11 protein-coding genes and 1 pseudogene are annotated in these 12,555 nt (G+C 70.2%); 3 read left to right on the plus strand and 9 right to left on the minus strand.

Going from position 1 to position 12,555, the window contains the following annotated elements; all coding sequences use genetic code 11:
• Nucleotides 1-6: 6 nt before the first annotated feature.
• Nucleotides 7-1,440: an SPFH domain-containing protein gene (locus tag AB0A69_RS06855; protein WP_361416104.1), complete on the minus strand. Its 1,434-nt coding sequence runs from the start codon at nt 1,438-1,440 to the stop codon at nt 7-9.
• 70 nt (nt 1,441-1,510) lie between these two features.
• A complete protein-coding gene (locus AB0A69_RS06860) occupies nt 1,511-2,020 on the minus strand; it encodes a hypothetical protein (RefSeq protein WP_361416106.1) in 510 nt (169 codons plus the stop codon).
• A 166-nt stretch (nt 2,021-2,186) separates the two neighbouring features.
• Here AB0A69_RS06860 and AB0A69_RS06865 point away from each other — a divergent pair.
• Together AB0A69_RS06865 and nhaA (AB0A69_RS06870) are read left to right on the plus strand one after the other, a co-directional pair.
• Nucleotides 2,187-2,365, plus strand: a pseudogene (locus AB0A69_RS06865) (D-alanine glycine permease); the annotation flags it as partial.
• A 258-nt stretch (nt 2,366-2,623) separates the two neighbouring features.
• Nucleotides 2,624-3,922, plus strand: a complete 1,299-nt coding sequence (nhaA, locus tag AB0A69_RS06870) for a Na+/H+ antiporter NhaA (RefSeq protein ID WP_361416108.1) — start codon at nt 2,624-2,626, stop codon at nt 3,920-3,922.
• Between the two features lie 262 nt (nt 3,923-4,184).
• Here nhaA (AB0A69_RS06870) and nhaA (AB0A69_RS06875) read toward each other — a convergent pair whose 3' ends face one another.
• Genes nhaA (AB0A69_RS06875) through AB0A69_RS06890 form a run of 4 tightly spaced genes read right to left on the minus strand, consistent with a single transcriptional unit; the run spans nt 4,185 to nt 8,578 of the window.
• Entirely contained in the window at nt 4,185-5,603 is a 1,419-nt protein-coding gene (nhaA, locus tag AB0A69_RS06875; protein ID WP_361416110.1) for a Na+/H+ antiporter NhaA, read from the minus strand.
• Nucleotides 5,584-6,462 carry a DUF3040 domain-containing protein gene (locus AB0A69_RS06880; protein ID WP_361416112.1) on the minus strand — a complete coding sequence of 293 codons (879 nt, stop codon included), beginning with the start codon at nt 6,460-6,462 and terminating at the stop codon, nt 5,584-5,586. Before AB0A69_RS06880 ends, nhaA (AB0A69_RS06875) begins: the two co-directional genes overlap by 20 nt.
• Nucleotides 6,459-7,253, minus strand: a complete 795-nt coding sequence (locus AB0A69_RS06885; protein WP_361416114.1) for a slipin family protein — start codon at nt 7,251-7,253, stop codon at nt 6,459-6,461. The genes AB0A69_RS06880 and AB0A69_RS06885 overlap by 4 nt, the downstream gene beginning before the upstream one ends.
• Nucleotides 7,250-8,578, minus strand: a complete 1,329-nt coding sequence (locus AB0A69_RS06890; protein ID WP_361416116.1) for a nodulation protein NfeD — start codon at nt 8,576-8,578, stop codon at nt 7,250-7,252. Before AB0A69_RS06890 ends, AB0A69_RS06885 begins: the two co-directional genes overlap by 4 nt.
• 182 nt (nt 8,579-8,760) lie before the next feature.
• Between AB0A69_RS06890 and AB0A69_RS06895 the strand changes: the two genes are divergently transcribed.
• Nucleotides 8,761-9,909: a helix-turn-helix domain-containing protein gene (locus AB0A69_RS06895; protein ID WP_361416118.1), complete on the plus strand. Its 1,149-nt coding sequence runs from the start codon at nt 8,761-8,763 to the stop codon at nt 9,907-9,909.
• 25 nt (nt 9,910-9,934) lie between these two features.
• Here AB0A69_RS06895 and AB0A69_RS06900 read toward each other — a convergent pair whose 3' ends face one another.
• From AB0A69_RS06900 to AB0A69_RS06910, 3 genes are all read right to left on the minus strand, one after another.
• The gene (locus AB0A69_RS06900) at nt 9,935-10,567 is read right to left on the minus strand and encodes a hypothetical protein (RefSeq protein ID WP_361416120.1); all 633 of its coding nucleotides are present in this window, start codon (nt 10,565-10,567) and stop codon (nt 9,935-9,937) included.
• 178 nt (nt 10,568-10,745) lie between these two features.
• Nucleotides 10,746-11,126, minus strand: coding sequence for a hypothetical protein (locus AB0A69_RS06905; protein ID WP_361416122.1), 381 nt, complete (start codon nt 11,124-11,126; stop codon nt 10,746-10,748).
• Nucleotides 11,127-11,223: 97 nt separating this feature from the next.
• Nucleotides 11,224-12,471 carry a cation:proton antiporter gene (locus tag AB0A69_RS06910; RefSeq protein WP_361416124.1) on the minus strand — a complete coding sequence of 416 codons (1,248 nt, stop codon included), beginning with the start codon at nt 12,469-12,471 and terminating at the stop codon, nt 11,224-11,226.
• Nucleotides 12,472-12,555: the final 84 nt, after the last annotated feature.

The raw sequence follows: 12,555 nt of genomic DNA on the forward strand, positions 1-12,555 counted from the left end.
GTGCGGTTAGTCGGTGATCTCGATCTTTCCGTTGGGTGATGCGGCTTGCTCGGGGGTCGGCGTCGTACCGCCGCCTCGGTTGGTGATGCCCTTGAGGAGCTGGGGGAGATCGACGCCTGTGGTGGCACCGAGCAGTTCCAGGCCCTGGGCCACGTTGTCGGCGACCGCGCGGGGCAGCTTGCCCGCTCCGTCGGTGGAGATGACGGTCATCTTGTCGATGGCGCTCAGCGGTTCGGCCGCCTTGCCGACGACCTGCGGCAGTACCTCGACCAGCATCTGGAGCACGGCCGCGTCCCCGTACTGTGCGAAGGCGTCGGCCTTCTTGCGCATGGCCTCGGCCTCGGCCGCCCCCTTGGCGGCGATCGCGGCGGCCTCGGCCTCGCCCTCGATCCGTACGGCGTCGGCGAGCGCCGCCCGGTGCGCCTTCTCACCCTCACCGGTCAGCCGGGCTCGCTGCGCTTCCGCCTCGGCCTCCTTGACCTGGGCGATACGACGGGCCTCGGCCTCCTGCTCGGCCTGGTAGCGGGCGGCGTCGGCGGGCTTGCGGACCTTGGTGTCGAGCTCGCGGTCGGTGAGCGCGGCCTGCCGCTCGGCGACCTTCTCCTGCTGGCTGAGGATCTCCTGCTGCCGGTCCGCCTCGGCGAGCGGCCCGGCGGCCGCCGCCTTCGCCGCCGCCTCGTCGGTCTCGGCCTTGATCTCGGCCTGCTTGAGCGCGAACGTCCGCTGAGCGATCGCGATCTCCTCCTCGGCCTTCAGCCGGGCCTGCTCGGAGGCCCGGCGGGCGACCGCCTCGGCGATGTCGGCCTCCTGCTTGGCTCGCGCGGCCTCGGGCCGGCCGAGGTCCTCCAGGTAGGAGCCCTCGGTGGTGATGTCCTGGATCTGGAAGGCGTCCAGGACCAGGCCCTGCCCCGACAGGCTGGCCTCGGCCTCCTCGGCGACCTGCCCCGCGAACGCGGCCCGGTCGCGGATGATGTCCTCCACCGACATCCGGCCCACGATGGAGCGCAGCGCACCCGACAGCACTTCCTGGGTGAAGCCGACGATGCCGTCCTGCTGCATGAGGAACCGCTGGGCGGCCGCTCGGATCGAGTCCTCACCGCCACCGACCTTGACGATGGCGACACCTTCGAGGTTGGCCTTCACCCCGCGCAGGGTGACGGCGCCGCGCACGGCGACGGGAATGTGCCGGGACGACAGGTCGAGGGTGAACTTCTGCTGGACGAAGGGCACGACGAAGACACCGCCGCCGACGACGACCTTCTGGCCGCTGTTGTCGGTGAAGACACGCCCCGTTTCCGGGTCGGTGGACTTCTTCCCCCGGCGGCCCGTGATGATGAACGCCTCGCTCGGACCGGCGACCTTGTACCGCGTGATCACGACGAGGGCGAGCAGTACGAGGAGTACGACGACTCCCACCACTGCGATGACGACTGGACTCATGGCGTATCCCTCCTGCCTCCTGAGGAGGGCAGATCGAGTGGGGTGGTCTAGCGGGAGGGGGACGGGCCGGTCAGCGCTCGACGAGACGTACGCGAACCGAACTGGGCGACAGCACTTCCTCGACCCAGACCTCGGCGCCCCGCTGAACGGGAGCGTCCGATTTGGCGGCGAACTTCACCGGCTGGCCGGCCACCCTGAGCAGCACCTCGCCGTAACCGTCCGCCGGAATGGCCGTGACCACGGATCCCGTGGTGCCGATGAGGTCATCACCGCGAGGAGCGTTTGCGCTCGGGTCCCTCATGAGGCTCCGGCTCAGCTTCCAGGTCAGCCATCCGGCGCCGATGCCGGTGAGCGCTCCGGCCCCCGTGGCCGGGCCCGCCCCCAGACCGGTGCTGCCGAGAACGATCGCGCCCGTGAAGCCGAGCATCGAGACGAACCCGGCGATGACCGGCAGCGACAGCCAGCCATCGAAGAGCCCGTCCAAGGCCCCGTCGAAGAAACCTTCCAGCACTCCGTCCAGGACGAGCGAGGCAACGAGCAGCACGATCCCCGCTATGCCGAGACCGAGAAACAAGCCCATGCGCCCACCTCCCTACCGCGGGTGCTCCCCGAGGTAACCGGATGATCCCACGTACACACGCCCGCATTCATTGCCGTCCACCGGCAGTCTTTACGCCTCCGTGATGCCGACCTCGTGCGCCATCGGCGCTTATTGCGTTGCGGTCGGGCTCGGCCCTCACCGTCAGATCGACATGGCCGACGCGGTGCTCTTCATGCTCGCGGTCATCAACATCATCGGCCTGCACCTCCTCACCCTGGTCGTCAAGCGCCGGCTCGCCTCCTTCCTGGAGTCGTCCGCGCCCGCGACGCCGGTGAGATCACCGAGGACGACGAAGACCAGGAGTCGGTGAAGACCACCGTCTGACCGCCCCCGGCGGCCCGGCTCCTGACCGGGCCCGGACACGCCTCGCGCCTTGGCGCGGTCGGGCCCGCTCGTCATGCCCGCACACGGCATTTCAGCACGTGAAACGGGGTCTGGTGGCATACGGAGGACGCCGTTAGTGTGTGAACAACGCGTCAACGCCCGCCACATGGGCTCGAGTGGACGCGCGGTGTGCCGGGAAGTCTGGTCGGCGTCCAAGGGGCGCGTATGCCCTCAAGCCGATCTCCCGGAGGTTCACCGATGGCTGCTGCCCCGCGCGAGCGTTCGCCCTTCCTCGGCCTGCTGCCTTTGCCGGAACGCAACGCTGTCGTGCAGGCCCTGAGGACGGAGACGGTTGGCGGGCTCGTGCTCCTCGCCGCAGCCGTGGTGGCCCTGATGTGGGTCAACTCCCCGTGGGGAGACACCTACGAGCGAATACGCGACTTCCACTTCGGGATACCCGCACTCGGCTTGGACCTCTCCGCCGGCCACTGGGCCTCCGACGGACTGCTCACCATCTTCTTCCTCGTCGCCGGGATCGAGCTCAAGCGTGAGCTGGTCGTCGGCGAACTGCGCACCCCAGCCACCGCAGCCCTGCCCGTTGTCGCCGCCGTCTGTGGCATGGTCGTCCCCGCCGCCTTCTACGCCACCACCGCAGCGGCGGGCGGCGGCAGCCTGAATGGATGGGCGGTGCCCATGGCCACCGACATCGCCTTCGCCCTGGCCGTCCTCGCGGTCCTCAGCAGCCACCTGCCGGCCGCGCTGCGCGCCTTCCTGCTCACCCTCGCCGTCGTCGACGACCTGGGAGGCATCCTCGTCATCGCGATCTTCTTCACCGGTGACCTGAACTTCGCCGCCCTCGGGGGCGCGTTGGCGGGCCTGATCGTCTTCTACATACTGCAGCGTCTGCGCGTGCGCGGCTGGTGGTGGTACGTCCCGCTCGGCCTCGCGATCTGGGTGCTGATGTACAACGGGGGCGTCCACGCCACCGTCGCGGGCGTCGCCATGGGCCTGATCCTGCGCACCACCCGCGACAAGGACGAGACCGCCTCCCCCGCCGAGCGCACCTCCCACCTCCTCCACCCTGTGTCCGCGGGTGTCGCTGTGCCGCTGTTCGCGCTCTTCGCCTCCGGCGTCGGCGTGACGGCCGCGTCTCTGGGGCACGTCTTCACCGACCCGGAGCCGCTCGGCGTGGTCCTGGGCCTGGTCGTCGGTAAGACCCTCGGCATCTTCGCCGGCACCTACCTCGCCGCCCGCTTCACCCGCGCCCGCCTCAACCCCGACCTCGCCTGGGCCGACGTCTTCGCCCTCGCGGTACTCGCCGGCATCGGCTTCACCGTCGCCCTGCTGATCGGCGAACTCGCCTTCACCGACCCGGCTGCCGCTGAACACATCAAGGCCGCAGTCCTCGTCGGCTCGCTCATCGCCGCCTGCCTCGCCGCTCTCCTGATCAAGCGCCGCAACGGTATCTACCGGCGGCTGTACGAGGAGGAGACACGCGACGACGACCACGACGGCATCCCCGACATCTACCAGCGGACCGCGACCACCGAGCGCTGACGGGGACGCCATGGACCCCTCCGTGGTGACGGTCGCGATTATCGCCGCCGCTCTGGTCGTCAGAACCACCGTTGCGGAGCTACGGGAGCCAGGTAGCGCTCGGCGGGAATGGGCCTTCGTCACCACCTCCCACGCGATGGCGGCGGGTACGGTGGCAGCGCTCCTTCTCGGCATCGTGGGGTGGCGGGCGAGGGGCTACGCGGCGGTCGCGGTCGACGCTCGCCGGTGTCCTCGTCGCCTCCATCGTGAACCGCCGCCCGCCTCAGGACTGAGCGCCGCCCTGAGGGCGCGGTTCATTACCTGTCGGACTGGAGGAGCCGCCGGGACCGCCGCCGGAATCGGGCCCTGCCGCCTCCCCGGGTTCCGGTGAGGAACCGGGCTCCTGCTCGTGTGCATCGTCCTGCTGGTAGATGTCCGGGATACCGTCCTCGTTCTCGTCGACCGTCTCGGCCTCGTACAACCGCCGGTACTTGTTGTTCCGCAGCCTCAGCAACAGGCACGCCACGACGGCGGAGGTCAGCGACCCGAGGAGGACGCCGGCCTTGATGGGCTCCAGCTCCGCCGGGTCGGGGTAGGCGAGTTCGCCGATGAGCAGGGAGACGGTGAATCCGATGCCGGCCAGCATGGCCACGGCCACGACGTCGGCCCAGGCGAGGTCTGCGCTGAGGCGGGCGCGGGTGAAGCGCACGGCCAGATAGGAGCCGCCGGCGATGCCCACGACCTTGCCGACGGTCAGGCCGAGTGCGACTCCCAAGGGCTCGGGGCGTCCGACGACCTGGCCCAGGGTGTCGCCGGAGATGCTCACTCCGGCCGCGAAGAGAGCGAAGAGCGGAACCGCGACGCCCGCGGACACGGGACGTATCAGGTGAGCGATCCGTTCAGCCGGACGTCTGCCACTCTCGCCGTCCCTGGCCACGCGCAGGAGCAGCCCCATGGCGACCCCGGCCACGGTGGCGTGCACGCCGCTGGCGTGCGTCAGCCCCCAGATGACCAACGCCAGCGGCAGGTACCAGTACCAGCCGTGCACGCGCCTCCGGTCGTGGAGGTGGAAGAACAGCCCGAGGCCGAGTACGGCTCCGATGAGTGCGGGCAGGTGGATCGTCGACGTGAAGAAAATGGCGACGACGACGATGGCCCCGAGGTCGTCGACCACCGCGAGGGTCAGCAGGAAGGCGCGCAGGGCGGAGGGCAGGTGCGTGCTGATCACCGCGAGCACGCCCAGCGCGAAGGCGATGTCCGTGGCCATGGGGACGGCCCAGCCGTTCCACGTACCGCCCATGGAGGTGGCGACGAGCCCGTAGACGAGTGCCGGTACGAGCATGCCGCTGGCGGCCGCGACGACGGGCAGAAGGGCGGTTTCCCGATGGCGCAGTTCTCCGATGACGAGCTCCCGCTTGAGTTCGGCGCCGGCGACGAAGAAGAAGATGGTCAACAGCCCCTCCGCCGTCCAATGGGCCACCGAGAGGTCCAGGCCCAGTGCCTCGATGCCGAAGTGGAAGTCCCGTACCGACTCGTACGCACCTTTCAGCGGCGTGTTCGCCCACACCAGCGCGACGGCCGCCGCGGCGAGCAGGACCGTGCCACCGACGGTCTCCGTCCGCAGAGCGTCTGCCACGAAGGTGCGCTCCGGCAGGGGGAGCCGCCCGAGGAAGGTGCGGGTCCTACGGTCGTCCCGGGGCATGCGGCTGACCTCTCGGTGGCCAGGAAGCGGTCTTCCGACGCTCAGGCCGGCAGATGGCTGACAGCGGTGCGGCCTGCGTCCCGGACTCGGTCGGGACCCCAGGGTGTTGGAAAGGCCGGCCAGGGCTCAGTCCGTTCGTGCCACCCGCTGCGATCCGGTCTCTCCACGCGGGGCGGCAGCCGGCGAGGCGGAGACCAGGATCAGAAAGCCGCCCACGGCGTGGAAGAGCGCGGCTCCGGCGGCGAAGACGCGGGCCTGGGCCTTGGTGGCCTCGTGGGACTCGTCCTTTGTGGCTCCATGCGAACTGGTCCAGCCGGCCGATGTTCGCCTTGTTGAGAGGGTCCTGCCGCCCGGTCAGGCGTGTTCGGTGGTGGACGCCGGGCTCACCGGGGTCTCGACAGGTACTCATGGGGTCGTCGGCGTCGGCCCACACGAGTGCGAAGACCCACTCCAGTCCGTACGACGGATCAGCGGGGCGCGCCGTGGCGGTGGGGCTCGTGCGCCGCCGCCTCATCGGTGTGCCCGCCGCGGTGCTGCGCCGGCCTTGTACCGAGTGGGCCGGAGTGATGCCGTTCGGCGGGCCCTTGTTGTCGTCGGGTGGAGCCTGGCGGCTGAAGATCGCCGTGAGAATCATGCCCACCACCGCCACGACGGCGAAGACAATGGCCAGCTTCCAGTGCCAGTCGTGCGGGGCCTTGTCGCCGCCGGCCTCCTCGTCACCGCCGTCGGAGAACTGGTGGTTGAGAGCGTCCATCAGCGAGGCGAGCTCGGGGTCCTCCCGGGCGAGATGCCTCTCCATTTCCGCGAGGATGCGCCGGTCGTCCATCGACGGGTTCATGACGACCTCCCACGTTTTCATGCCTGTACGGGGCGCGGTGCCTGCGGCCCGCCGTCGGGGGGCCGGAGCATGTCGACCAGGCGCAGAATCTCCATGGGGAGCGGGAAGATGAGGGTGGAGTTCCGCTCGGAGGAGACCTCCGCCATGGTGGAGAGGATCCGCAGGTGCATGGCGGCCGGGTGGCCTTCGATCCGTTCGGCGGCGTGCGCGAGGGTCTCCGCGGCCTCGAACTCGCCCTTGGCGTGAATGACTTTGGCGCGCCGGTCGCGTTCGGCCTCGGCCTGCCGGGCCATCGCGCGGCGCATGGCTTCGGGCAGCTCGACGTCCTTCACCTCGACCAGGGTGACCTTGACGCCCCACGGGTTGGTGACGTCGTCGATGATCTGCTGGAGCCGCTGGTTGATCTCGTCGCGGTTGATCAGCAGCTCGTCGAGGTCCACCTGCCCGAGGATGCTGCGCAGCGTGGTCTGGGCTATCTGCGAGGTGCCCTTGATGTGGTCCTCGATCGCCAGGACCGAACGGTTGGGGTCGACGACGTTGAAGTACGTCACGGCGTTGACCCGCACCGTGACGTTGTCCTTGGTGATGACGTCCTGCGGCGGGATGTCCATCGTCACGGTCCGCAGCGAGACGCGCACCATGCGGTCCACCACGGGAATGATGACGAACAGGCCCGGCCCCTTGGCGCCGATGATCCGTCCGAGCCGGAAGATCACCCCGCGCTCGTACTCCGGTACCACCTTCACGGCGGCCATCAGCAGCAGGAGCAGGACGGCTGCGCCAAGGATGATGCCGATCAGTCCTGAGTTCATGATCCATCCTCCTGTTCGGTGCCCCGGCCCTCCTCGGGGTCGGCGCGTTCGACGATCAGGTCGAGCCCTTCCCGGTCCACGACGCGGACGCGCTGACCCGGGGTGATAGCGGCCTCGCGGCCGCGCACTGTCCACCAGGCGCCTTCGAGCAGCACCTGGCCGGTCCCCGTGCGGGCATCGACACGGCGCACAACGGCTTCGAGTCCCAGCAGCCCCTCGTCTCCGGTCGTGGCGGGAGCCCGACGGGCACGCCACGCCAGCCGGCCGGCGAACACTGCGCCGCCTCCCACCACCACGGCGGTGGGCCACAGCACGGCGGGATCCACACCCAGCTCTCCTCGGAAGAGCAGCACACCGGCGAACACCAGCGACACGGTCCCCCCGGCGGCGAAGATCCCGACCCCTGGTGTGAGCACTTCAGCGACGAACAGCGCGGCGGCCAGCCCAAGGAGCAGCAGGCCCCCGACATTGAACGGCAGCACGCTGAGCGCGACGAACCCGAGGACCAGGAGGATCGCTCCGGTGACGCCCCCGAGGCCCATGCCCGGGCTGGCCAGCTCGTAGATCACGGCCAGCGTGCCGATCGACAGGAAGAGGAACGCCAGCTCTGGGCTGGCCAGCAGCTGCCGCAGCTGACCGAAGAACCCGAGGTCGTACTCCACCACCTGGGCCCCGGCCGTGTGCAGGACGACCTCGTGCGCCGCATCCGCCGGACCCACGACGACCCGGCGCCCGTCCAGCTCGGCGAGGAGGGCGTCCCGAGACGGCGCCACCAGGTCGACCACGTCCGTCCGTACGGCCTCATGGTCGGACACCGCCGTCCCCTTGCGCACCATGTCCTCGGCGAACCGCGTGCTGCGCCCTCGCTGCTCGGCGATCGACACCGCGAAGGCGACCGAGTCGTTGACGACCTTGTCGCTCGCCTCCTCGCCCTGGCCGGTCACCGGCGTGCCGGCCCCGATGTGGGTGCCGGGCGCCATGGCGGCGACGTGCGCGGCCATGGCGATGTAGGCGCCCGCGGACGCTGCTCGCGCTCCCGGTGGCGTGACGTGGACGACGACGGGGACGTCCGACGCGAGGAAGTCCTGGACGATCTCCCTGGTGGACTGCAGCAGCCCGCCTGGCGTATCCACCTCCACCACATACGCCGCGTGCCGCTCCCGCTCGGCGGTACGTAGCCCTTCGGCGAGGTGATCGGCGACCACGGGGGTGATGGTGTCGTCGACCCGCGTGACGAGCACCGTCGGCGCCTGCGCCGCGCTGAAGGCCGGTGCGGCGAACAGGCAGGCCAGTACGAGCAGCAGAACCTGGGCCGGCCTCCGCATCGGGGTTGGGCAGCGGCTTCGAGGCACGGCGCGATACCCCCTTTGAGTCCGGGGCGCGGACCTCGCAGGTGCGCGTTGTACTCGCGGAGTTCCCGTGCCGGTCGGGGGGACGCCTGCCGAAGGCGTACAAGGACGGCCGACTCGTACCGCCATAACTTGCCGACCTACGGCAAAATGGGCCTATGCCGACAGGCAAGCGACGCCTCGATCCACGTACGGCCGCAGCGCAGGACCGTCTGCCACCGGCCGCTGCGCTGGACCGCTACGTGGAGCAGCTCGCCGGGATCTCCCTGAGCAGACGACGACTGCGTGACGCGGACCTCGCGCCCCTCAAGGACCTGGCGGCGACTGCGGCGGCCGACAACGTACCCCTGCGGACCCTCGTCGGCACCTACCTCACCTCGGCCTGCCGCATCTGGGCGGGGCTGCCCGGCGCGAGGCAGGCGCGGGACCTAGAAGCCCTGCAAGAGGTGGTGTCCGCACTCCTGTGGGCAGTCGGCGATACGACGGTGGCACTGACCGAGGGGTACGAGACCGCTCACCGGGCGGCCATCCGAGAGGAGGAGGCGACGCGGCGCGAGTTCGTCGACGACCTCCTGGAGGGTCGCACCGACCTCGGCCGGCTCGCCGAGCGAGCCGAGCGCTTCGGTCTCCGCCTGCTCGGCCCCCACGTCGTCGCGGTCGTGCGCGCCCGGGACGCCTTCGGAGCGGGCGATGCGGCCACCCGTTACGTCGAGGAGGCGCTGACCACCCGGTTCAGCGCCCGGGATGTGCTCACCACCACCAAGGACGACCTGCTGGTGTGCGTGTCACCGGGCGCGACGGCGGAGCTTCCGCCGTTCCTCGCCGCAGCCGTACGGAACGCGGTCGGCGAGCAGTACCGGATCGCCGTCAGCCGGCCCCGGCCCGGCCCCAGCGGCATCGTGCGCTCCTACCAGGAGGCCCGCAGCACCCTCGACCTCGCCGCCACCCTCGGCCTGGGCCCCCGGGTCGTCGCCTCGGACGTCCTGGTCTACCAAGTGCTCGGCAGGGACCGCGCAGCCATCACCGACCTGGTCGCCACGGTGCTGGGCGGGCTGGAAGACGCCCGCGGCGGCCCCCAGCCACTTCTGGAGACACTGACCGGCTACTTCGCCAGCGGCTGCCTGAACACCGCCACGGCTCGGCTGCTGGGCCTGAGCGTACGAGCCGTCAGCTACCGGCTCGGCCGGATCCGGCAGCTCACCGGACACGACCCGACCGATCCCGAACAACGCTACGTACTGCAGACCGCCACACTGGGCGCCCGTCTCCTCGACTGGCCGTCCCGCCCGCTCCAGCCCGCCGACTGACCCGGCCTCCTCCCGGCCGAAGACATCACCGGTGGACAAGTTCTGCCGCGGCGAAGAGCACGGCCGCCAGCGGGAGCGCCCACCAGGCGAACGCCCCGCCCGTCACAGCCCGGCCGGCCTGGCCCTTGGGGCGCAGGTCGGGACGTCCGGACAGCACCGTCAGCGTGTCGGCCGCCTGCGTGCCGACGCTGGTGCGGCGGAGCGGACGGCTCGCCCACAGCGGCAGGAAGAAGCCGGCCATGGGCGCCGTACCGGGGCCGAAGAACTCGAGAAATCCGTCGCGGCGAAGCTCGACGCGATCGATCACCGACCACGGCACGTATCTCACCGCCCAGAACCTGCGGATGTGCACCCCGTTCCAGTCGGCGGCGATGCGCCACATGCGCAAGCGGCAGCACACCCACGCGGCGACCACCGAGGTCCACACCGCGAAGAACAACGGGCCGGGCTGCGGATCGGCCAGGAACCCACCGGCCGGACGATCGACGAACGCCACGAACAGAACACACCACCCCGCGGCTGCGACCCCGCCGATCCATCCCGCGCGCCAGACGAGCGGCCCGGACGGTGCTTCCATGCCGACCGCCAGTTCCTCGATGCGCAGCCGCCGCTCCCGCCGCTCCCGCCGCTTCCGCCGCTGTGCGCTGCGCCGGTCCACGGTCGTCACCGTCTATCGCCGAACAGGCCCGGAACCGCGGCGATGAGCAGAAGCACCGCTCCAGCGCCCAGCAGGGGCGAGCCCGGCCCCGGGAGTACGTACATCACGCTCCCGGCAACCAGGAGAACCACACCGGCCGCGGCCAACAACCGACGGGCCGCGCGCCTCGGCCGCTCGGTCACGACGCACCGCCCTGCCTGCCGGACGTGACAGCCGACCAGGGCGTGGGAACGGCGGCCGAGGCCGCCCGCTCCGACTCCCGGCGGTTGAAGCCATCGCAGAGGGTCGCCCCCAAGATGAGTCCTTGCGCCACGAAGACGGCCATGGGTACCAGGGCCATGCGCAGGAGGTTCGCGCTCTCGGCCGGCATTCCGGACAGAGCCGTGAGGGACGGAACCAGCAGGCCCAGGTACAGAACGAGTGCCGCGATCCCTTTCACCTTGAGCCCGCCGGGCGTGGACTGCCGCCGGATCCACCCCGGCCCACGCCCCGCCAGGAACGCTGCGGCGAGAGGCAGCATGATGGCCGACCAGAAGGCCATCCACAGCCAATAGAACATTCTTCACTCCTAAGGACACGCCGAACCGAGAGGCTGTGGGGGATCCACCGTCGCGCCTACCGTGGTGCGGCGATGGTGACACCGATTCCGCCCCCGTTCATTGCCTGTGCACGGCAGTCCTGTCCGCGGCCGGCTGCCGGACCGGTGCCTCGTCCCGGCTCTCCGGAATTCCGGCGAGGTCATCGACATGGAACAGCCGGGCGATGGGAACGTCGGTGCTGCTGTGGGCGATGATCGAGAAGGCGATGCAGACGGCGATGAGGGTGTACGCCTGCTCGCTCTGCGGAATCCCGGCTTGCAGTACCAGCAGCCCGTAGACGACCGACGCGAACCCCTTGGGACCGAACCAGGCGGCGACCAGCTTCTCGCGGCGGTCGAAGCGGGTGCCGATGAGCGACAGGAGCAGCGAAGCCGGGCGGATGAGCACGATCGCGAGGAACACCGCGACGTACCCGCCGAAGGACAGGTCGCCGAAGAGCTGCGGCGTCAGCAGCGCGCCGAAAACCAGGAGGGCGGCGAACTTCGCCAGCTCCGCCAGCGCCTCACCGAGCGGCTCGAACGCCGTCTTGGCCTCCGGTGATACGGCGACGATGACCGCGCCCGCGGAGAACGCCGCCAGGTAGGGGTTGGCGTGGGTCAGGTGGCACAGGGCGTACAGGATGATCCCGGTGGCCAGCGGCAGCAGTGGCTGCAGCTTCGGCTCCGCGCCCAGCAGGCGGAAGCGGACAAGCCCGTTGACCAGCAGCGGCAGCAGGACCCCGAAGGCGAGCCCGAGCCCCAGCTCCAGCGCGATCTTCCCGAAGGACGCCTCGGCGTGCCCGCTGGTCGGGCCGGCGGCGGCGATGAGAATCAGCACGACCGGAAGTGCGAGCCCGTCGTTGATACCGCTCTCCACGTTCAGCAGCTGCCGCAGCTTGGCGGGGACCTCCTTGCGGCTCACGATCGCCGAGGCGAACACCGGGTCTGTCGGCGCCAGAACGGCACCGACGAGGAAGGACGTCGTCCAGTCCAGGCCGACCAAGTAGTGGGTCACCAAGGCCATGCCGACAAAGGCGAGCGGCATGCCGAGGCCCAGAGCGCGGGCCGGGTTCTTCCAGTTGGCACGCAGCTTGGGGAACGAGACGTGCATGCCGTCCGTGAACAGCACCGCGAACAGCGCCAGGTCGGCGGTGACCGCCACGATCTCGCTGTCCGGCGTGATGTGGATCAGCCCGAGGAACCCGTCGCTGACGAGCGCGCCGCCGACGAGGAAGAGGAAGGAGGTGGAGAGCACCGTCCGGGCCGCGAGCCCGGAGAGCAGAACCGCGACGAGCAGAGCAGCACCGAAGACGGCAACGAGCACCATGAGTCGGATCTCCCGATCGGCAAAGACAACTGTCCCTTGTTCGCCGACCAGGCTTCCCGGCACACCAGCTGCGACCTTACACGT

The organism is Streptomyces sp. NPDC045431 (assembly GCF_040646655.1).
Lineage (GTDB): Bacteria > Actinomycetota > Actinomycetes > Streptomycetales > Streptomycetaceae > Streptomyces.